Origin of the sequence: Larkinella fluvii (genome assembly GCF_051857545.1) — a bacterium.
Lineage (GTDB): Bacteria > Bacteroidota > Bacteroidia > Cytophagales > Spirosomataceae > Larkinella.
Window position 1 is genome coordinate 343,344 of sequence record NZ_JBPZHB010000004.1, and the last position, 20,399, is coordinate 363,742.

Consider the following 20,399-nt stretch of genomic DNA (forward strand, 5'->3'; position numbering starts at 1 on the left):
CCGATAACGCCCGCTTACTTCTTCACTTCCCTGAAATCCAGTTGCTGAATCAGGGCCGGGTTTTCGGGCGTAAGGGTAAAGAATACGTCGATATTTCCTTTTTCGCCTTCGATCAGGAAACGTCCCCGCAGTTGGTTTTCAGCAATCAACTCCCCGACGCGAACAACGCTCCCCACTTTGGCGTACAAATCCTGTACCGTTTTTTGGCGGATTTCCAGCGACAGATCCGGGAAGAAATTTTCCGCAAAGAGTTTGCTTTCAGCCGCATTCGTCCAGTCGGGAAGGAGTTGAACCAGCTCGGCTTTTCGTTGCGCCAGGATTTTGGAAACCGGAATCAGGCGGGGTTTTAAGCCTGCCGTCGTAATCAGCGTATCCAGGGCCGCCCAGTTTACCGAACCCATGCCGGCGTAGGTTAGGTTCCCGAAGGCCACCACGCCGATCCCGTATTCCGGCATGATCCACCACTGGCTGCCAAAGCCGGGGAGTCCGCCCGTATGCCCCACATAAACCCGCCCGTCGCAATCGCGGCTCCAGCGCAGGCCGTAGCCGTAGCTGCTCACCATCGGGCAGGCCCGGCCACTGGGGTATTTAAAACCGGCACTGAGGCTGTTGAATGTCCAGGGTTGCTGCATTTCGCGCACCGAACTGCGTTTCACTGGCGGTCCGTCGCCACGGCCGGTTTCAGCAACACTTCGTGCGGGCCAGGCCGACTCATGGAAAGCCATGTATTTGCTGAAATCTTCCACGGATGTGATTAACCCGCCCATCGCGCCGTACGATCCGTCGTGCAACAGCGGTTCTTCGAGCCAGGTGTTATCCTGCCAGCGGTAGCCGTGAGCCAGCAGGGCTGGCGGTATTTTGGTGTATTCCCAAACGGTTTGCGTCATGCCCAGCGGTTTGAAAATTGCTTCGTCGATGTACTGCTGGTACGGTTTTCCGGAAACTTTGGTGATGATGGCACCCAGCATCGCAAACCCCAGGTTGCTGTATTCGTAGGTAACGCCCGGAACGTTCGAAAGCGACAATCCCCCCGCAATCAGTTTGAGCAAATCGGCCGGACTGTCGTCCAGTTGCCGGTCACCCCAGGGATTGTCTTCGGGAAATCCCGCCGAATGCGTCATCAGATTCCGAACCGTAATCAGGGGCGAATCCGAGGTGAGATACGGCAGTTTTTTCAACTCGGGAATGTAGAGGTAAGCCGGATCATCGAGCCGCAGTTTACCTTCGTCCCGCAGTTTTAGAATCGCCATCGTGGTCACACTTTTGCTCATGGATGCAATGCGAAACAGTGATTTCGGCGTAGCGGCTATCTTCTTAGCCACATCGGAATAGCCAAAACCGCCCGCATGAACCAGCTTTCCGTCGACCACAATGCCAAACGCCAGACCCGGAAAATGGTTCTTCTCAGCATGCTGGCGGTATAAACTGTCGATGATCGGAAAAACCGCTGCGATCTTTTCATTCCGCTGGGGATCGGCAAAAACCGGTGCCTGGTAAGTGGTCGAATACGAGGCTGGAAGTCGATCACCGGCAGCGGGTTTGGGCTGGCTCTGAGCGAGCGACGTAACGAGTAAGGCGAGGGGGAAGATGTATTTTTTCATGGCTGTATTCGGTTGCGCTAAAATAGGACGCATTTATGAAAAGAGCTATTTCTGACCAACAAGAACTACCTTTGTCTGGAACGAAGCCCCGGCAGCATCTTGGAACAGAAGATCCTTTTTATTACCCCGCCTTTCACGCAGCTCAACACGCCGTATCCGGCCACGGCTTACCTGAAAGGTTTTCTGAATACGAAAGGATTTCGTTCGCATCAGGCTGATCTGGGGATTGAGGTGATTCTGGATCTGTTTTCGGGAAAAGGTTTGCGAACGTTATTTGCCGAACTGGACGCTTCGGATGCTGAACTCTCTGAAAACAGCTTTCGGATTTTTTCGCTCCGCGACGATTACATCAGCACCATCGACCCGGTGATCCGGTTTTTGCAAAACAAAAATCCGACGCTGGCCCATAGCATTTGCGACCGTTCTTATTTGCCCGAAGCCTCGCGGTTTGCCCAACTCGATGACATGGACTGGGCGTTCGGCACGATGGGCATTCACGACAAAGCGCGGCATCTGGCCACTCTGTACCTCGAAGACCTCGCCGATCTGATCACCGAAGCGGTCGACCCTCACTTTGGATTCAGCCGCTATGCCGAACGACTGGGCCGCTCGGCCACGCACTTCGATGACCTTCATGCGGCATTACAAGCTCCCGAAACCCTGATTTCGGTAACCTTAACGAATCTGCTCGAACAACGGCTGCAACAATGGCAACCCGATGTGGTTTGTCTGACAGTTCCGTTCCCCGGAAACCTGTATGGTGCGTTAAAGTGCGGTCAGTATCTCAAGAAACACCATCCCGATATCGCCGTCATCATGGGGGGCGGTTATGCCAATACGGAACTCCGTTCGCTGAAGGAACCCCGGGTTTTTGATTACGTCGATTACATCTGCCTCGACGACGGCGAAGCACCCTTGCTTTCGCTGCTGGATTTTCTGGCGGGTCAGCGCGACCTAGCCGGTTTGAAGCGGGTGTATGCCCGGACGGATGGCGTCGTGACCTACCACAACCAGAACCGGGAGCGCGATGTAGCGCAGCGCGATACCGGCACGCCCGACTACCGTGACCTGCGGCTGAACGACTATTTATCCGTCATTGAAATCGTCAATCCGATGCACCGGCTCTGGAGCGACGGACGCTGGAACAAGCTGACGCTGGCGCACGGTTGCTACTGGGGGAAATGTTCGTTTTGCGACGTTTCTTTAGACTACATCAAGCGGTATGAACCCCTGACAGCAGCCCTGCTTTGCGACCGCATCGAAGAGATTATCGAACAAACCGGGCAGAACGGTTTTCACTTTGTGGACGAGGCCGCCCCGCCCGCTTTGATGCGTGATCTAGCCCTCGAAATCATTCGCCGGAAGCTAACGGTGGTCTGGTGGACCAATATCCGGTTTGAAAAAAACTTCACCCCCGACCTCTGTCAGTTGCTGAAATTTTCGGGCTGCATTGCGGTGTCGGGCGGTCTGGAAGTAGCGTCGGATCGCTTGCTCGAACGCATGAAAAAAGGGGTCACGGTGGCGCAGGTGGCCCGGGTCGCCGATGGTTTTACGCAGGCAGGCATCATGGTTCATGCGTACCTGATGTACGGTTTTCCGACGCAAACGGCGCAGGAAACCATCGATTCGCTGGAAATGGTGCGGCAATTGTTCGAAATCGGGATTGTGCAGTCGGGGTTCTGGCACCGGTTTGCCATGACGGCCCACAGCCCGGTGGGATTGCATCCGGCGGGTTTCGACGTCCAGCGGATTGGCCCCGACACCGGTTTGTTTGCCGACAACGACCTGGACCATGACGACCCGCTGGGGGCCGATCACAGCCTGTTTTCCGAAGGCTTGCGGAAGTCGCTTTTCAATTACATGCACGGCGTCGCTTTTGAGTTTCCGCTCAAAAAGTGGTTTGATTTCAAAACACCACCGACCAGCATTCCACCCAAGTATATAGAGCAGAGTATTCGTCAATTGCCAGACAGCGATTTTCGGGCGAATGCGATGGTGATCTGGCCGGGGAGTTTGCCGGAGGTGTCAATTCTGGAAGTCAGGAAAGGCAATAAGGTAAGCGAAGTGACCGAGTTGGTTTTCTACACGAAGAAAAGTGAATGGGCGTTGGAAACCAGCGTTTCGGTGGGAGAGTGGCTGGAGGGCGTGATACCCAGGCTGGTGATTGGGAAACATGAACCCTACTCCCTCGACGGCTTGAAAGCGGACTTTGAAGCCGCCGGTTTAGGGAGTTTTGGGATCTTTATGCAGTCGGCAACTTGGCGAAATCTGCGTCAGAATGGACTGCTGATTGTTTGAGATTAATAATCTTTTTTGTTGTCGCGTTTCGCCTGTTTGTCGGCCCGTTTTTCCTTCAACGTTTTCTCCGACGGTTTTTTTGCGCTTCCTTTTGTGGGTGCTTTTTGCTGTGCCATGGTTTTGGGGATTAGAATTTTATAAGTGAAAGACAAAAAAGCGATTGAAAACCGATACGTTTTTAGCCCCGGTTCTTTTGTCTAACGTCTTTTCTCTTTAATCTGGCTTAAGATAGCCTTAAAAAACGAAAAATAAATCGCATTGTGGATTAAAAAGAAGAATTGCCCCGGAAAACCCCGGTTTCGCAACTTGAGCTATCTTTGCAGCCGAATGAAACCGATTTCTGACCATGACCCCACTTCAGCCCAACAATCCGCTTCACGGCAAAACCCTCGAAAACATCCTGACGGAACTGGTGGAACACTATGGCTGGGCGCGGCTGGGGCAACGCATCACCATCCGCTGTTTTACTGACAATCCGAGCATCAAATCCAGCCTGACGTTCCTGCGAAAAACACCTTGGGCGCGGCAGAAAGTGGAAGAGCTGTACCTGACCCTCAAAACCAAGTGACCTGTTTTTTATGAGAAAACCCTACCTGATCTTCCTGCTCTCCACCTTGTTATTTGGCGGCATGGTGTCCGAAAAACCGGCTCCTGACCCCGAGTTTCCGGATGAACTCGTCCATTTTAAACCGTATGAAAACAACCCGGTTTTTGCCGGGACGAAGGCATCCACCTGGGATCATCACATCCGGGAACGGGGCTACATTCTTCGGGAGGGCCAAAACTGGTACCTGTGGTATACGGGTTATAAAGACGGAAAAAACACGACGAAATACCTGGGCCTGGCCACGTCTTCCGACGGGTTTACCTGGAAACGGCACCCGGAAAACCCCATTTATACCGCGGGTTGGGTGGAAGATATGTCGGTCGTAAAATCCGGCAATACGTATTATATGTTTGCGGAAGGGAAGGACGATGTCGCTCACCTCCTGACGTCGACTGACCGCCTTCACTGGGAAGAACGTGGCCCGCTCGATATTCGCGGTGCTGACGGAAAACCGCTCAGTGCCGGACCGTACGGCACCCCGGCCATCTGGAAGGAAGGCGGTGTCTGGTATCTGTTTTATGAACGGAACGATGCTGCGGTTTGGCTGGCTACTTCCAAAGACCTGAAAAGCTGGAAGAACGTACAGGATGAGCCGGTTTTGAAATGCGGGCCGGAGAAATACGATCAGTTTGCGGTGGCAACCAACCAGATTATCAAGTATAAAGGGCTTTACTACATGTACTATCACGCATCCGCTTTCAAAGACTGGCGGGAGTGGACGAATAACGTGGCGGTTTCGAAAGACCTGATTCACTGGAAGAAATACGCTAAAAACCCCATCATGGAAAACAATACGTCGAGCGGATTTCTGGTTCATGACGGTACGAAATACCGGCTTTACACCATGCACCCGGACGTCCGGGTTTTTCTGCCCGCTACCCAACCCTAATCAATTGATTTAACTTTCCCAACCTGATGAAACGCTATTTTCTGCTTATCGCCTTCGTTTATTCATTCTTTCCGGTTTTTTCGCAAACCTCAACAGCTTCTCAACCCAATGCCGCGAAAAAACCGACGTCTGGCAATCCGGTATTTCCGGGCTGGTATGCCGATCCCGAAGGCATTATTCTCGGGAACAAATACTGGATTTACCCGACCTATTCGGCACCATATAACCAGCAGGTTTTCATGGACGCCTTTTCGTCACCCGACCTCGTGAACTGGACGAAGCACAGCCGGATTATCGACACCACGGCCATCAAATGGGCCTGGCGGGCGATGTGGGCACCGGCTATCGTTGAAAAAGGCGGCAAGTATTACCTGTTTTTCGGAGCCAATGACATTCAGAATGATCAGAAAGACGTGGGCGGGATTGGCGTGGCTGTCGCCGACAATCCGGCGGGGCCATTCAAGGATTATCTGGGTAAACCGCTGATCGACAAGATCATCAACGGAGCACAGCCCATCGATCAGTTTGTTTTCAAAGATAAAGACGGTCAATATTACATGATTTATGGCGGCTGGCGGCACTGCAACATCGCTAAACTGAAAGACGATTTCACCGGTTTTGTGCCGTTCGCCGATGGCACGACGTTTAAGGAAATTACGCCCAAAGGTTACGTGGAAGGGCCATTCATGTTCATTCGCAATGGCAAATATTACTTCATGTGGTCGGAAGGTGGCTGGACCGGCCCCAACTATTCCGTCGCCTACGCCATGGCGGATTCACCGTTTGGTCCTTTCGAGCGGATCGATAAAATTCTCAAGCAGGACCCCGGCGTGGCAACCGGCGCTGGGCATCATTCGGTGATTCAGGTGCCGGGAAAAGATCAATGGTACATCGTGTATCACCGCCGACCGCTGACAGAAACCGATGGCAATCACCGCGAAACCTGCATCGACGTGATGGAATTTGATGCGAAGGGATTGATTAAACCGGTGAAAATTACGGTGGAAGGCGTGAAGCCGCAGCCGTTGAAGTAGCAGCGTTCAGTGTTCGTTATTCAGTGTTCAATATTCAGTGTTCAATATTCGGTGTTCATTATTCGTTATTCAATATTCGTTATTCAATATTCAATTTTTAAAAGTTAAGCAATATCGAATATTGAATAACGAACACCGAATGTTGAATAGCAAATAACGAACTCCCGATCATTTACCGACTGCCCGTTTCAAAATACCGCCGACGAAACTTCCCAGAAACGTAAGGAAAATAGAGCCGTAGAGGCAGAAAAGCTCCAGTTCGTGTTTTCCTCCGTTATCGGGGGTTGCCGTAAAAAACGTGTAACCAATCCATAGAAAAGCCGCTTGCAAAACCGCCAGCACCCAACCTTTGCGGGGTTCCAGAAAACCGATGATGGCGGCACTGACAGCCGCCAGAAAATAGGGCCAGTGTACCACATCCGCCCATTTGATCACAAACAGCAACAGCGCACTGTTGGCCAGCACCAACAGGGTGTTGATGATGAGCCGTGTGTTGAAAAACGGTTCGCGGGCGTGTGAAGTATTGGGCGATTGTGACATCTGGGTGGCTATTTTTTTGCGAAATTAGTCACAATTTCCATCCGGTGTACAGACCGGGCCGGCAATGGTTTCGGCTTTGGCCAGTGGATTAACGTCTTTCCATTCACCGTACGACTTGATGAGCGCACCCAGAAACGTCTCGGGTGCCTGCGCACCGGAAACGGCGTATTTCTGGTTAAAGACAAAAAAAGGAACGCCGGTAACGCCAACCTGCCGGGCTTCCCGAATGTCCGCTTTTACTTCGGCCGCAAACTGATCGGATTCCAGCACCTGTTCGACGTCAGGAGCCGTCAGACCGATGTCGGTTCCGAGTTGTAGCAGGGTGTCGTGATCGGCGGTGTTGAGTCCTTCGGTAAAATATGCTTTAAACAGGCGTTCTTCCATGTCGTCGCCTTTGCCCTGGGTTTTGGCGAGCTGCACCACGCGGTGGGCGTCGAAGGAATTGGCTACCACGGCTTTGTCGAAGTCGTAGTGCAGTCCGACTTCGGCGGCCATGTTGGTCACATAATCATTCATTTGTTTGGCATAGCCGAGCGTCCAGCCTTTGGCTTCGGCCAGGTATTCGGTAATGCTTTTGTCCGGGTTGGTCTCCTGAGCCGGGTTAAGCTGAAAGCTTTTCCAGACAACCTCAATCGACTCTTTTTGATCAAACTGCTCCAGAGCGGCTTCAAATTTGCGTTTCCCGATGTAGCAAAACGGACACATCACGTCCGACCAGATTTCAACTTTCATTTTCTTGGGTAGTTATAAAAAAACGAATTTATCTCAAATTCCGGGGAATCGAACGACTCCCGCCAACCATTAGATGTTGTTACATCAATAAGGATTTGGCGAGAAATTTGGTTCAGGAAACCATCCATAATCCAACCATCGCCGGATTAAATTATACGTGAAAGTATACTACGACCTTTTTGTACATTTACGGCCGGATTTACCGGTAGCAAAACCGGTTGACTATAGGCATGAATGAACGGGAGAAATCATTGGAAAGTCTGAAAAAGATGGCTTTCCAGGCCGGCGAACTGAGTGAGGTGGAGTGGGAGGCTTTTGCGGCCTGCTGGCATCCAGTCGATTACCGACGGAAAACCACGCTGACCACCGCCGGTGAAATCGAACGCTACCTGTATTATGTGGTCGAGGGTGTTCAGCGGGCGTATTACGTGGGGGAGGGGAAACGGGATGCCACGCTGATTTTTTCGTATACCGGCTCGATGTCGGGCATTATCGACTCGTTTCAATTGCAAAAACCGTCGCTGTATTACCTCGAAACGCTGACCGCCAGCCGGTTGCTGCGGATTTCATACGCGGATTTCAACCGGGTTCTTGGCACGTATCCGGCACTGGAACGCTGGGGACGCATCGGTACAGCGGCTGCGATGTCGGGCCTGATGGAGCGGTATATCGAGCTGATGACGTTCAGTGCCGAAGAGAAATTTCGGGTGTTGTTGACCCGCAGTCCGCACGTCCTGCAACTGATTCCGCACAAGTACCTGGCGTCATACCTCGGTCTGGACCCCACCACCTTCAGCAAATTACTGGCTTCCGTCAAATTGTAGCCGGGTTGAAAATCTTGGTCTGCACCAATATTTTTCGGTTGAAACCGTCGTAGGTTTGTCTGCATAAACGCCCATAGCCATGTCCGAATGTCGACCTAACGACTTGCTCGATCAGTTAGCCCGTGAAACGCAAACGCTCGTTGAGCTGGTCCTGGCGGAATTTAGTCCGCTGTCAGTTTGTGAGTTAAACCGCCAGCCCGCCCCGGATCGGTGGAGCATTGCGCAGTGCTTGGAGCACCTGAACAGCTACGGGCATTACTACCTGCCGCAGCTCGAAGCCGCCGTTTTGAAAGGCGAAACCGAGTCGATTTGGGCCGCTTCGACGTTTCGCAGCGGCTGGCTGGGTAACTACTTCGCCAATTCGATGCAGCCCAGGGCCGACGGTTCGATTGGGTTAAAAATGAAAGCCGTCAAGGAACACACGCCCGTTTCGAACCTGAATGCGTCGGCGGTTTTAGCGGTTTTTCTGGAACAGCAACACGCCTTGCTGGAACTGCTGGAACGCGCCAAACTGGTGAACATTCAAAAACTCCGCATCCCCATTTCCATTGCCCGATTCATCCGGCTTTCGGTGGGCGACACCTTCCGGTTTCTGATTGCGCACGAGCAGCGGCATGTGTTACAGGCCCGTCGCGTGGCCTCCGAGCTGATTCTTCGTCCGAACGTTTCGGTAGAATCGTAATATTTCCTAAGTTTGGTCATGCTCCTGACCATAACCATCCTCGGCATTCTTGCCCTCATTGCGCTTATCTCGTTTGTCCGCCTGCATACCTTCCTGGCCTTTCTGGCGGTTTCATTGGGCGTCGGTCTGGCCCTGGGCCAAAAACCGCTGGAAATTCTGGATTCGATTCAGAAAGGCATCGGCGGAACGCTCGGTTCCATCACTGCCATCATCGCCCTGGGCGCGATGCTCGGCAAACTGGTTGCCCAAAGCGGGGCCGCCCAGCGTATTGCCGTCAAACTCATGGATCTGGTGGGCACCCGCCACGCCCGCTGGGCTTTTCTGGTAACCGGTTTCATTGTCGGGCTGCCGTTGTTTTATTCCGTCGGATTTCTGCTGCTGGCTCCGCTGGTCATCACGGTTTCGTACCGCTATAAACTCCCCGCGCTCTACATCGGCCTGCCCATGCTGGCGTCATTGTCGGTGACGCAGGGCTACCTGCCGCCCCACCCGGCTCCGCTGGCGATTCTGAAACAGTTCAATGCCGACATGGGACTGACGCTTTTTTACGGCATCATCGTTTCCATTCCGGCCATCCTGATTTCCGGTGCCTTGTTTGGCTCGACCCTGAAACGCTACACGACCCCGGCCAATCCGGCCTTCATTGCGCCCGACCTGAGTGAAGACCAGATGCCTTCGGCCACCACCAGTTTCCTGACGGTTTTGCTGCCAATTTTATTGATTGGTCTCAGCACCTTTCTGAATCCGTTGTTGCCGGAAGGCTCGCTGGTTCAGCAAGTGATTGGTTTTGTGGGCGAACCGGTGGTGAGCATGTTCCTGTCGGTGCTGGTGGCGACTTATACGCTGGGGCTTCGGCGGGGAAAAACCATGCCGGAAGTGACCGGGCTGTTTGGCGAAGCGGTCAAGGATGTGGCCATGCTTTTCCTGATTTTTGGCGGGGCCGGGGCCTTGAAACAGGTGTTGACCGACGGTGGGGTGAGCCAGTCCATTGCCGAAATGATGGAAGATTCGACCCTGCATCCGTTTGTTCTGGCCTGGGGCATGGCCGCCCTGATCCGGGTTTGCACCGGCTCGTCGACGGTTTCGGGCATTACGACGGCCGGTTTTGTCGCGCCCATGCTGGCGGCTACGGGCGTGGAGCCTAACCTAATGGTGCTGAGCATCGGGGCTGGTAGCATGATGTTTTCCCACGTCAACGACACCGGTTTCTGGCTGTTTCGCGAATATTTCCAGTTGTCAATGGCCGATACGCTCAAAACCTGGTCGGTAATGGAAACGCTGGTGTCGATTACCGGTTTGGCGGGGGTGATGGCTCTGAATCTGATTCTTGGCTAGAAACTTTTGCCGTTCAGACCAGCTTGTCCACGGTAATCGGCAGTTCCCGAACCCGTTTCCCGGTGGCGTGAAAAACCGCATTGGCCACCGCAGCCGCCACGCCAACGATGGCGATTTCGCCCAGGCCTTTCGCGCCGATCGGGTTGACGTGAACATCCGGCTGATCCACGAAAAAGACCTCGATTTGCGGAATATCGGCGTGAACCGGGATGTGGTAGCTGGAAAAATCGCTGGTTACGTAGCGGCCATACCGGTGGTCCATCACGGATTCCTCCATCAACGCCATGCCGATTCCGCCCACGACGCCCCCAATGGACTGGCTGCGGGCGGTTTGGTAGTTGATGATTTTGCCGACATCGGCGCAGGTTACCACCCGTTTGACGCGCACCTCACCGGTGACGGGACTTACCTGAACTTCCACAAAATGACAGCCAAACGAATACATGGAATACTGGTCACGCTCCGGCCCCGATTTCGATTCTTCCGTGACTTCCACCCGGGGCAGCTTGTGATACTTCAGAATGTCCGTGTACAAAACGCTTGACCGGGACTCGGCATTTGGATAAATCCGGCCATTCTTAATCACGATTTCGTCGGGCCAGGCACTGCTCAGGATGGAACCGGGCATAGATGCTCCGAGAATCAGGAGCTTGTTTTTCAGGGCTTTGCAGGCATCGTGAACGGCTGATCCCACGCTGGGAATGGTGGCCGACCCGCTCTGGCCGGGGGCGTCGGGTAAACTGGAATCGCCCAGATCGAAGCGGATTTTTTTGGGACTGACGCCCAGCATCCGGGCCGCAATCTGCGTCATGACCGTACCGGTTCCGGGGCCAATGTCCATCGTCGCGCTCTGGACCACCACCGAACCGTCGGCTTGCATCATCGCTTTGGCTTTGGAAGGATGGCGGTGAAAACCGTAGAGACTGGACGCCATGCCGTAGCCGACCCACATGCCATCGGTTTGCATCGACCGGGGTTCCGGCTTACGGTTTTTCCAGCCAAACTGCTCCGATCCCATGCGATAACACTCTTTCAGCGACTTGGCCGACCACGGCAGGTTTCGTTCGGGGTCGGCATCGGCGTGGTTCCGCAGCCGCAATTCCAGCGGGTCGAGTTGTAGGGCAAAAGCCAGTTCGTCGAGCGCCGATTCCAGGGCAAACATCCCCGTCGCATCGCCGGGGCCACGCATCCAGGTGGGCGTGTTCACATCCAGGTTGAGCAGCCGGTAGCGGGTGGACACATTAAGGCAGGCATACATCGCCCTCGTGGCCAGGATTGTTCGTTCGAGGTGTTCTTCGTAGGCCGAAGTCTGCCCAACGCCTTCGTGCGTAATCGCCGTCAGGATGCCGGTTTTGGTGGCACCCATCGCAATTTTTTGTTCGGTAAAAGGGCGATATCCCACCGAGGTAAACATCAATTCGCGGCCCAGAACCAGTTTGACCGGCCGTTTGACCTGTTTGGCTGCCAGCACAGCCGCAACTGTGTGGGGCCAGACCCGGATGCCCGAACCAAAAGCCCCTCCGATAAATTGGGCGTTCACTTTTACATTGTCACGAGGCAATTTAAACGCCTGCGCCAGATTGCCCTGCGCCGATTTAACCCCCTGATTTTTATCGTAAACCGTCAGCTTGTCGTCGGCTTCCCAAACCGCAATAATGGCGTGGGGTTCCAGCGGCTGGTGATGCTGGGTGGGAATGGTATAAGTAGCTTCCAGTTTGACTTCCGCCGATTGCATCGTGTCGGGATCACCCCGGTCGTAATCCTGAAACGGGGACGTTTTGTTCCGCTGTACGTTAACCGCAATGGCTGCTTTTGACCGGTTGGCGACAAAGTCAGTCTGGTGGGTTTCAGTCTGGTAATCAATCTCTACCAGCGAAGCCGCCTGTTGAGCCTGCTCCAGCGTTTGGGCCACCACCATCGCAACGGGTTGGCCGCTGAAATAGATCAATTCATCATAAAACACCCGAAACGCCGTGCCGATCTGAGCCCGTTCGGCGGGTTGTTTGACGGGTGGGTAAGCGGGTACACCGGGCGAATTCCGGTGGCTGATGACGGCCAGAACACCCGGCGCTGCTTCCGCCGGTTTGGCGTTTATGTTCGTAATGCGGCCTTTGGCGATGGTGCTGGTAATCAGAACCGCGTGGGCAAGGTTGTCGAACGGATATTCGGCTGAATAGGTGGCCGCTCCCGTTACTTTCAATCGGCCATCGACGCGGTTGAGCGAAGGTTCCGGTTCGGCAGGAGGTAGGTGGGCATTTGCCATAGAATGGATCAGGAAAGACCGGCGGCTATTTTTAACGCCTGAACAATGGCGTTCGGTGCGACTTTCAGTTTGTAGGCATTGTGTTCAAACGCCCGCGCGCCCTGCATGGCGACTTCAGCAGCCTGGCGAAAAATCGTTTCAGAAACCGTTTGCCCGGTCAGCAGCTTTTCGGCTTCGAACAACCGCCAGGGTTTGTGCGCTACGCCCCCCATCGCCAGTCGGACGGTTTTGATCCGGTTTTGGTCGATGTCGAGCGCGGCTGCCACCGAGACCAGCGCGAAGACGTAGGAGGCCCGGTCGCGCACCTTGAGATAATGGACGTGTTTCGGAAAAACCGCATCGGGAATCTCCACCGCCGTGATGAGTTCACCGTTTGCCAGGGTAGTATCCTGCTCGGGTCGGTTGTTTGGTAATCGGTGAAAATCGTTCATCGGAATTTGCCGTTCTCCATGGGGACCCTGCACCCAAACCTTTGCTTCCAGTGCCGACAATGCCACACTCAAATCGCTGGGGTGAACGGCGATGCAACTCCTGGGATCGGGTTTTTCGGGAACCCCAAAGATGGCGTGCATCCGGTTGATGCCTCCCAAAGCGCCACAGCCCGAACCGGGAATCCGTTTGTTGCAGGGGAAGGCCCGGTCGTAAAAATAGGGGCAACGGGTTCGCTGGAGCAGATTGCCGCCCACCGTCGCCATGTTGCGCAACTGACCCGACGCCCCGGCATTGAGGGCCTGCACCAGCAGCGGATGGCTGGCCAGAACCCGTTTGTGGCTGGCGACCTCGCTGTTCAGTACCAGTGCTCCAATTCGGAGAAAACCGTCCCGCTTTTCGATCTTTTTCAGCGGTAAGCGGTTGATATCGACCAGTTTTTCGGGAGCCGCAATGTTGTGTTTCATCAGGTCGATGAGGTTGGTACCCCCGGCAATAAACTGCGCTTTCGGATTAGTAGCGACCAGTTCGATGGCTTCCTGAAGGGTTGAAGGGCGGACGTATTCGAAAGGCTTCATGCGTTCTGACCACCGGTTTTAACGTCCAGAATGGCTTTCACAATATTGGGATAAGCTCCGCACCGGCAGAGGTTGCCGCTCATGTATTCCTGAATGTCGGCTTCGGAATTGGCGCGCCCCTCGCGAACGCAACTCACCGCCGACATCAGTTGGCCGGGGGTGCAATAGCCACATTGAAAACCGTCATGTTTGATGAACGCTTCCTGCATCGGATGCAAACGGTCGCCTTTTGCCAGCCCTTCAATGGTGGTTATTTTCCGCCCGTTCTGCATGACTGCAAAGCTCAGGCAGGCCAGCACCCGCTGTCCGTCGACATGAACGGTACAGGCTCCGCACTGGCCGAAATCGCACCCTTTTTTGGTGCCGGTCAGTCCGAGTTGTTCGCGCAATAAGTCGAGCAGAGTGGTTCGCGGATCAGTGGAAAGCCGCTGTTTTTTGCCGTTGACCGAGAGGGTGAAGCTCACTTTTTCGGCATTTCCGACGGGAGCTTCATCCGAATCCGGTTCGGCGGTTTTCAGGAACGGGAAGGGAGAAAGGGTCAGGCCAGCCACCGCCAGCGACTGTTTCAAAAACAACCGACGGTCACTCTGCTCAAAAAAGGTACCATCGTCCGGTGGGGTCGGGTCGTCTGGTTTATCGTCCGTCATCAAAAACTAAGGTTAAAGGTCGTCAGGGTAAAGTTAGTTTATAGTGGTCAGATTTATATTTTCTGAGACGACTGACGTAATTAAATTCAAATAACAAAACTAAATAAAAAAAATATACCATTTTGTTTTTTGTTTAATCGATTAAACATACATTTGAAGCGCCTGACTGCTCCTCATGAACAAGAAGAAAGTTTCCCTGAAAGACATTGCTGAGAAAGCGCAGGTTTCAACCGCACTGGTTTCGTATGTTCTGAATGGAAAAGAAAAAGAAAGCCGGGTCGGGCACGAGATCGCCGTTAAAATCAAACAGATTGCCAAGGAGCTGAATTACCAGCCGAATTACCTGGCGAAAAGTTTGCGGAGTGGAAAAACCCAGACGATTGGGTTGATTATTGCCGACATATCGAACCCGTTTTTTGCCAATATCGCCCGCATTGTGGAAGATGAAGCGAAAAAAAACGGATATACGGTTATCATCGGCAGTTCGGATGAAAAAGCGGAGAAGTCCTGGGATCTGATCACGGTTTTTCTGAACCGACAGGTGGACGGTTTTATCATCGTCTCGTCGGAAAATTCGGAAGAGCAGATTGAGTACCTGATTGAAAAGAACGTTGCTTTCGTCTTGTTGGACCGGCACTTCCCCGACATTCCTACCCATTTTGTTTCGCTGAACAGTTACAAAGCCGCCTTCGATGCGGGCGTTCATTTGATTCAGGGCGGGTATAAAAATATTGGGCTCATTGCCTATAAATCACAACTCTTTCACATGCAGGAGCGAATCCGGGGCTACCGGGAGTCGCTGGCAGAAAATGGAATTTCGTTTCAGCCGGGCTGGCTGAAAGAAGTAGGGTTCGATACGATCGACGAGGAAATCAAAATCGGCATCGACGAGATGCTGGCGTCGGCGTTTCCGGTGGATGCCCTGATTTTTGCGACCTACCGGCTGGCCATCACCGGTTTGAAATACATTAACGCGCTGGGATTGAAGGTCCCGGATGATCTGGCCATCGTCAGTTTTGGTCAGGCCGAAGTGTTTGATCTGTACTATTGCCCGATTACTTACGTCTTGCAACCCATGGAGGAGTTGGGAAAAACCGCCGTTGAAATTTTGATTCATCAATTGAAAGAACCTCATGATGAAAAAAGACAGATTCTGATGGAGGCCCAACTGATGGCGCGGGATTCGTCCCGACCCAAAGCAGCCATTTCCTGAAAATTCATCATTTTGGTGATCTGCTTAATCGTTTAAACAATACCCCAAATCCCCTGAAGGAGACTTGGACGATAAATAATCCGAGTGCATAAAGTCCCCTTTAGGCCGGGCCGACGCTTCGGGATTTAGGGGCCAATAGTACACTATTCCTTACCCTTAATTTTTTCCGTTTTTGTATGCAACGAAGACATTTTCTGAAATCTGCGGTGCTGGGTTCCGGAGCCATTCTGACTGGAATTCCCTTGTTGAGTGAAGCGGCCATTCCCAAACTGAAGATTACCAAAATCCGGTATTATGCGGCCCCCGGCTACAACAAACCGCTGTTTAATCAGGCGCGGGGCATTGTCGAGATCGAAACCGACGGCGGTATTGTTGGCATCGGTGAAGGCGGTTCGAAAGACATGATCGAGCAGTGTGCGCAGATGATGATTGGCGAAAATCCGTTCCGCATCGAACACATCTGGCAGAACCTGTACCGGGGCATGTTTTACCCGCCGGGCCGCGAAAAACTGCACGCCCAGGGGGCGCTCGACATGGCGCTTTGGGATCTCAAAGGCAAGGCGCTCGGTGTGCCGGTGTATGAACTGCTCGGCGGTGCGACCCGCGATTACGTCGAATGCTACGCCACCGGTTTCCGGGCGTCCAAAGCGACAACGGAAGAAGGTCGCGCGCAGGATTGCATCAAGGCCGGTTTGCGGGCTTACCGGATCGGGCCGACGGGCGGAAACGGCACCGAACCGTTCGATTTTTACGATAACGCGAAGAAAACCATCGACTTCTGCAAACGCATCGACGCGGCCGTTGGCGGGGGCGGCAAGTGGGCCGTCGATCTGCACACCCGGTTCGACACCACCGAAGGCATCAAAATCTGCAAGGCGCTGGAATCGCTGGAACCGTATTTTGTGGAGGACATCGTCCGGTCGGAAAACCCGGATGTCTACAAAACCGTGCGAGCGATGACCAACGTGCCCATTGCCGTGGGCGAACAGTTTGGCGACCGCTGGGACAGCAACACCTTTATCGAGCAGCACCTGATCGACTATACCCGGTTTACGGTTCCGAATACCGGCGGTATTTCCGAATTCAAAAAACTGGCGTCGATGTGTGAAACCCATTACGTGGGCATGATTCCGCATTTTACCGGCCCGTTATCCACGGCCACCCTGGTTCACGTCCTGGGCTCGAGCAGTCCGACGCGCTGCCTGATGGAACTGGGTGGGGGCGAACCCGAACGGCCGCCCTACTTTAACGAAGACTACGTGAATTTTAAAAACGGCAAATTATACCTCAATCCTGAACCGGGGCTGGGCGTCAAATTTGACCCGAAAAAAGCGACGTTTGTCCTGGAAGTTACCGCCAACACGAAGTTCCCGCACCCGATCCTGAAAGCCCCGGATGGTTCCATCCATAACTGGTAGAAGCAGGAGTTAAGAGTGATGAGTTAAGAGTGATGAGTTAAGAGTTAAGAGTTAAAAAGAACGCGTCAGCTTAACTCTTAACTCTTAACTCTTAACTCTTAACTCATCACTCTTAACTCCTGCTTCATCACTCATTTCCTACACCCTTATCTCTTCCTGAACATGAAAAAACCTGTAAAAATCCTGGTATTTCTGCTGGTTCTGGGCCAAACCCTGGCCTTTGCCCAGAACAACCGCGTGACCGGCAAAGTCATCGGTGCCGACAACAAGGCGCTTCCCGGCGTGAATGTGCTGGTGAGCGGAACCACCGTAGGTACGGTTGCCGATGCCGACGGCAACTACGCCATCAATGCGCCATCCGATGCTTCGCTGGTCTTTTCGTACATCAGCTACATCACCCAAACCGTTGCGGTCAACGGCCGTTCGGTGATCAACGTGCAACTGGTGGAGGATACCAAAAATCTGAACGAAGTGGTCGTAACGGCCCTCGGGATCAAACGGGAAGCGAAAACGCTGGGCTATGCCACGGCCACGGTCAACGCCGACCAGATTTCGACCAACCGCAGTCCGAACCTGATGACCGGTTTGCAGGGAAAAATGGCGGGGGTCAACATCTCGACCATGTCGACCGGGCCGGGCGGCAGTTCCAAAATCCGGATTCGGGGCCAGTCATCGTTCAGCGGACAAAACAACCCGCTGATTGTGATCAACGGCGTTCCGGTCGATAATTCCAACTATGCTCTCGGCGGTAACTTCGGAAACCGCTCGGCCAACAGCTCAGACGGGGGCGACGGTCTTTCGAGCATCAACCCCGACGACATCGAAACGATGACGGTTTTGAAGGGTGCCACGGCAGCCGCCCTGTACGGATCGCGGGCGAAAGATGGTGTGGTGATGATCACAACCAAAAGCCGGGGGGCGGGCAAAGGCTTCGGGGTGGAATACAACACCAATTTTACGACCGACACGCCCCTGGATTTTACGGATTTTCAGTATGAATACGGCCAGGGTGAGGGCGGTATTCGGCCCACAACGCCCAACCCGACTTCGGGCGTCTGGAGTTTCGGCGAAAAATTCCAGCCCGGCATGACGCAGGTGCTGTTCGACGGCGAAGTCTATCCCTACGAACCGGTGCGCAACCGTGTCCGGCAATTCTACAACATCGGAACCAATTTTACGAACACCCTGACGGTTTCCAACAACACCGAAAATGGCGGTTTCAGCCTTTCGTTTGCCAACACAGACAACAAGGCCATTACGCCCAACTCGGATTTCAACCGGAAAACCATCAACCTGGGCTTCTCGCAGAACATCAACAAAAACCTGGTTGCCAGCGGAAACATCAACTATTCCAACGAATACAACCGCAACCCGACGCAGCTCAACACCCAGGACTTTGCTACGCCCACGGTGGTGATGACCCTGGCGAACTCGATGCCGTTTGAAGCCCTCAAAAACAATCAGGTGCTGCCCAATGGCGATGAGTTCGTGTTTTCGCGGTTTCTGGTACGGAACAATCCCTATTATTCGGTGAACTACCACTTCGAGAACATCAAGCGCGACCGGCTTTTTGGCAACGTCGCGCTGAAATACCAGTTTACGAAATGGCTGTATTTGCAGGGACGGCTGGCGCAGGATTTGTACACCCGGAACCAGGATTACAACATTCCGAACGGCTACGCGCCCATTGCCAAAGCACCGGCGGGGTACGTCAACGGGTCGTATACGCAGGATGTGCGCAAGTTTGTGGAACGGAATTATGACTTCATTCTGGGCGGAAACCACACGTTCGGGAACATTGGCGTCGATGTTACTCTCGGTGGAAACCAGCGGTTTGTGCGGATGGACTACAACAGCGTGGCGGTGCAGGATTTTGTGCAGCCCGGTTTGTATACGGTGATGAATGGGCGGGTTAAAAACCCCCTGTACAGTTTGTCGGAACGGAAAATCAATTCGCTGTATGCGGCTGCGACCATCTCCTACAAGGAATATCTGTTCCTGAATGCCACTGCGAGAAATGACTGGTTTTCAACTCTTTCGCCCGAAAATCGCAGCATCCTGTATCCCTCGGTGACCGGTAGTTTCGTGTTTTCGCAGGCCTTTACCAACCTGCCCACCTGGCTGACGTTTGGGAAGATCCGTGCCGCGTATGCGCAGGTGGGTGACGATAACGTAAGCCCGTATTCCAACGCGTTGTTTTATGCCGTCAACAACAACAACTTCCCGACGCCTTCCGGCCAACTGGTTCCGGTGGGGGGGATCAACGCGTCGTCGGTGCCGAACCGCAACCTGCGGCCGTTGCGGGTATCGGAAGCCGAAGGCGGTATTGAGCTGAAATTCTTCAACAACCGATTGGGCCTCGACTTTACGTATTACCGGAAAATAACGGAAGATCAGATTCTGGCGACGCAGGTTTCGGATGCGTCGTCGTATACCAACAAACTGATCAACGTCGGCAAAAGCATGAACAAAGGGATCGAGGTATTGCTGACTGGCACGCCCATCAATACCTCGGCGTTTCGTTGGGATGTCAGCGCCAACTTTGCCTACAACACGTCCGAGGTACTGACGTTGGGGTTGGGCGTGGCCGATACCATGATTACCGTCGGCGGTTCGGGGGGCAGCACGCTCCGGCAGGTGGTGGGCAAACCCATTGGGCAGTTGTTCACATTTAATTACCTCCGCGATGCGCAGGGACGGCAGGTGTTCGACAAAGGGAGCGGGCGGCCATTGCGCAACAACACGCCGGTGAACGTTGGAAATGCGTTGCCGAAGTATTTTGGCGGTTTTACCAATACCTTCAATTACAAAGGTATAACGCTTTCCGCCCTGATCGATTTCAAATTAGGTCACAAAATGATTGGCGGTCAGAACATGAATTACCTGCGCCACGGATTGCACAAAAAGACGCTCGATGGCCGGGCCGAAGGCTACGTGATTGGCAAAGGCGTGAACCCGGACGGCGAAGTGAACACGACGCGCTCCGCCGTTCAGCCGTTCTACGAAACGCCCAATGTGCTCGGGATTTACGAGGATTTTATCTACAACGCCGGGTTCTGGAAACTCCGTCAGCTTACACTGGGCTATGATTTTACGAAGCTGCTGCCGCAGAAATTTTTCATCAAAGGCATTCGCCTGAGTGCGGTCGCCAACAACGTGGCGGTTTTGAAAAAATGGACCGAAAACATGGACCCGGAAATGGTAAACAACGCTTCGGATAATGCGACCGGTCTGGATTTCTGGCCAAGCTTGCCCCCAACCCGCAGCATGGGTTTCAACCTGAACATCAAGTTTTAATCCGTTGAACGA

At 53.5% G+C, this 20,399-nt stretch carries 16 protein-coding genes; 10 read left to right on the forward strand and 6 right to left on the reverse strand.

What is annotated here, in order from left to right; translation table 11 throughout:
* Positions 1 to 14 precede the first annotated feature (14 nt).
* Positions 15 to 1,601: a serine hydrolase domain-containing protein gene (locus tag ACS5NO_RS11825; RefSeq protein WP_439415340.1), complete on the reverse strand. Its 1,587-nt coding sequence runs from the start codon at positions 1,599 to 1,601 to the stop codon at positions 15 to 17.
* Between the two features lie 99 nt (positions 1,602 to 1,700).
* Between ACS5NO_RS11825 and ACS5NO_RS11830 the strand changes: the two genes are divergently transcribed.
* From ACS5NO_RS11830 to ACS5NO_RS11845, 4 genes are all read left to right on the forward strand, one after another.
* Positions 1,701 to 3,899 carry a B12-binding domain-containing radical SAM protein gene (locus ACS5NO_RS11830; RefSeq protein ID WP_439415341.1) on the forward strand — a complete coding sequence of 733 codons (2,199 nt, stop codon included), beginning with the start codon at positions 1,701 to 1,703 and terminating at the stop codon, positions 3,897 to 3,899.
* A 346-nt stretch (positions 3,900 to 4,245) separates the two neighbouring features.
* Positions 4,246 to 4,467 carry a VF530 family protein gene (locus ACS5NO_RS11835; RefSeq protein ID WP_114404849.1) on the forward strand — a complete coding sequence of 74 codons (222 nt, stop codon included), beginning with the start codon at positions 4,246 to 4,248 and terminating at the stop codon, positions 4,465 to 4,467.
* Between the two features lie 10 nt (positions 4,468 to 4,477).
* On the forward strand, positions 4,478 to 5,395 hold the full coding sequence (locus ACS5NO_RS11840) for a glycoside hydrolase family protein (protein ID WP_439415342.1): 918 nt from the start codon (positions 4,478 to 4,480) through the stop codon (positions 5,393 to 5,395).
* 26 nt (positions 5,396 to 5,421) lie between these two features.
* A complete protein-coding gene (locus ACS5NO_RS11845; RefSeq protein ID WP_439415343.1) occupies positions 5,422 to 6,429 on the forward strand; it encodes a glycoside hydrolase family 43 protein in 1,008 nt (335 codons plus the stop codon).
* Positions 6,430 to 6,597: 168 nt separating this feature from the next.
* Here ACS5NO_RS11845 and ACS5NO_RS11850 read toward each other — a convergent pair whose 3' ends face one another.
* Together ACS5NO_RS11850 and ACS5NO_RS11855 are read right to left on the reverse strand one after the other, a co-directional pair.
* On the reverse strand, positions 6,598 to 6,969 hold the full coding sequence (locus tag ACS5NO_RS11850) for a hypothetical protein (protein ID WP_439415344.1): 372 nt from the start codon (positions 6,967 to 6,969) through the stop codon (positions 6,598 to 6,600).
* Positions 6,970 to 6,993: 24 nt separating this feature from the next.
* Positions 6,994 to 7,701, reverse strand: a complete 708-nt coding sequence (locus tag ACS5NO_RS11855; RefSeq protein ID WP_439415345.1) for a DsbA family oxidoreductase — start codon at positions 7,699 to 7,701, stop codon at positions 6,994 to 6,996.
* A gap of 230 nt (positions 7,702 to 7,931) precedes the next feature.
* On the opposite strand from ACS5NO_RS11855, the gene ACS5NO_RS11860 reads away from it, so the two are divergent.
* From ACS5NO_RS11860 to ACS5NO_RS11870, 3 genes are all read left to right on the forward strand, one after another.
* Positions 7,932 to 8,525, forward strand: a complete 594-nt coding sequence (locus ACS5NO_RS11860; protein ID WP_150875043.1) for a Crp/Fnr family transcriptional regulator — start codon at positions 7,932 to 7,934, stop codon at positions 8,523 to 8,525.
* Between the two features lie 79 nt (positions 8,526 to 8,604).
* Positions 8,605 to 9,207, forward strand: coding sequence for a DinB family protein (locus ACS5NO_RS11865; RefSeq protein ID WP_439415346.1), 603 nt, complete (start codon positions 8,605 to 8,607; stop codon positions 9,205 to 9,207).
* Between the two features lie 18 nt (positions 9,208 to 9,225).
* A complete protein-coding gene (locus ACS5NO_RS11870) occupies positions 9,226 to 10,542 on the forward strand; it encodes a gluconate:H+ symporter (RefSeq protein ID WP_439415347.1) in 1,317 nt (438 codons plus the stop codon).
* 13 nt (positions 10,543 to 10,555) lie between these two features.
* On the opposite strand, the gene ACS5NO_RS11875 is transcribed toward ACS5NO_RS11870, so the two are convergent.
* The 3 genes from ACS5NO_RS11875 to ACS5NO_RS11885 are packed head-to-tail and all read right to left on the reverse strand — an operon-like array spanning position 10,556 to position 14,459.
* Positions 10,556 to 12,805 (reverse strand): xanthine dehydrogenase family protein molybdopterin-binding subunit, encoded by a 2,250-nt coding sequence (locus ACS5NO_RS11875; RefSeq protein WP_439415348.1) that lies wholly within the window; start codon positions 12,803 to 12,805, stop codon positions 10,556 to 10,558.
* An 8-nt stretch (positions 12,806 to 12,813) separates the two neighbouring features.
* A complete protein-coding gene (locus ACS5NO_RS11880) occupies positions 12,814 to 13,812 on the reverse strand; it encodes an FAD binding domain-containing protein (protein WP_439415349.1) in 999 nt (332 codons plus the stop codon).
* Entirely contained in the window at positions 13,809 to 14,459 is a 651-nt protein-coding gene (locus ACS5NO_RS11885) for a (2Fe-2S)-binding protein (RefSeq protein WP_439415350.1), read from the reverse strand. The genes ACS5NO_RS11880 and ACS5NO_RS11885 overlap by 4 nt, the downstream gene beginning before the upstream one ends.
* A gap of 175 nt (positions 14,460 to 14,634) precedes the next feature.
* On the opposite strand from ACS5NO_RS11885, the gene ACS5NO_RS11890 reads away from it, so the two are divergent.
* The 3 genes from ACS5NO_RS11890 (at position 14,635) to ACS5NO_RS11900 (ending at position 20,387) form a co-directional block, all read left to right on the forward strand.
* Entirely contained in the window at positions 14,635 to 15,672 is a 1,038-nt protein-coding gene (locus ACS5NO_RS11890) for a LacI family DNA-binding transcriptional regulator (protein WP_439415351.1), read from the forward strand.
* Between the two features lie 176 nt (positions 15,673 to 15,848).
* Positions 15,849 to 17,090, forward strand: coding sequence for a mandelate racemase/muconate lactonizing enzyme family protein (locus ACS5NO_RS11895; protein WP_439415352.1), 1,242 nt, complete (start codon positions 15,849 to 15,851; stop codon positions 17,088 to 17,090).
* Between the two features lie 162 nt (positions 17,091 to 17,252).
* Complete coding sequence (locus ACS5NO_RS11900; protein ID WP_439415353.1) at positions 17,253 to 20,387, forward strand: SusC/RagA family TonB-linked outer membrane protein; 3,135 nt, start codon at positions 17,253 to 17,255, stop codon at positions 20,385 to 20,387.
* The last annotated feature ends 12 nt before the right edge of the window (positions 20,388 to 20,399 follow it).

Excerpts from the sequence above, each read along its gene's own strand:
- ACS5NO_RS11845 (WP_439415343.1), top strand. The coding sequence starts at position 5,422 with ATGAAACGCTATTTTCTGCTTATCGCCTTCGTTTATTCATTCTTTCCG.
- ACS5NO_RS11880 (WP_439415349.1), bottom strand. The coding sequence starts at position 13,812 with ATGAAGCCTTTCGAATACGTCCGCCCTTCAACCCTTCAGGAAGCCATC.
- ACS5NO_RS11865 (WP_439415346.1), top strand. The coding sequence starts at position 8,605 with ATGTCCGAATGTCGACCTAACGACTTGCTCGATCAGTTAGCCCGTGAA.
- ACS5NO_RS11885 (WP_439415350.1), bottom strand. The coding sequence starts at position 14,459 with ATGACGGACGATAAACCAGACGACCCGACCCCACCGGACGATGGTACC.
- ACS5NO_RS11890 (WP_439415351.1), top strand. The coding sequence starts at position 14,635 with ATGAACAAGAAGAAAGTTTCCCTGAAAGACATTGCTGAGAAAGCGCAG.
- ACS5NO_RS11875 (WP_439415348.1), bottom strand. The coding sequence starts at position 12,805 with ATGGCAAATGCCCACCTACCTCCTGCCGAACCGGAACCTTCGCTCAAC.
- ACS5NO_RS11870 (WP_439415347.1), top strand. The coding sequence starts at position 9,226 with ATGCTCCTGACCATAACCATCCTCGGCATTCTTGCCCTCATTGCGCTT.
- ACS5NO_RS11895 (WP_439415352.1), top strand. The coding sequence starts at position 15,849 with ATGCAACGAAGACATTTTCTGAAATCTGCGGTGCTGGGTTCCGGAGCC.
- ACS5NO_RS11850 (WP_439415344.1), bottom strand. The coding sequence starts at position 6,969 with ATGTCACAATCGCCCAATACTTCACACGCCCGCGAACCGTTTTTCAAC.
- ACS5NO_RS11855 (WP_439415345.1), bottom strand. The coding sequence starts at position 7,701 with ATGAAAGTTGAAATCTGGTCGGACGTGATGTGTCCGTTTTGCTACATC.
- ACS5NO_RS11900 (WP_439415353.1), top strand. The coding sequence starts at position 17,253 with ATGAAAAAACCTGTAAAAATCCTGGTATTTCTGCTGGTTCTGGGCCAA.
- ACS5NO_RS11835 (WP_114404849.1), top strand. The coding sequence starts at position 4,246 with ATGACCCCACTTCAGCCCAACAATCCGCTTCACGGCAAAACCCTCGAA.
- ACS5NO_RS11825 (WP_439415340.1), bottom strand. The coding sequence starts at position 1,601 with ATGAAAAAATACATCTTCCCCCTCGCCTTACTCGTTACGTCGCTCGCT.
- ACS5NO_RS11840 (WP_439415342.1), top strand. The coding sequence starts at position 4,478 with ATGAGAAAACCCTACCTGATCTTCCTGCTCTCCACCTTGTTATTTGGC.
- ACS5NO_RS11860 (WP_150875043.1), top strand. The coding sequence starts at position 7,932 with ATGAATGAACGGGAGAAATCATTGGAAAGTCTGAAAAAGATGGCTTTC.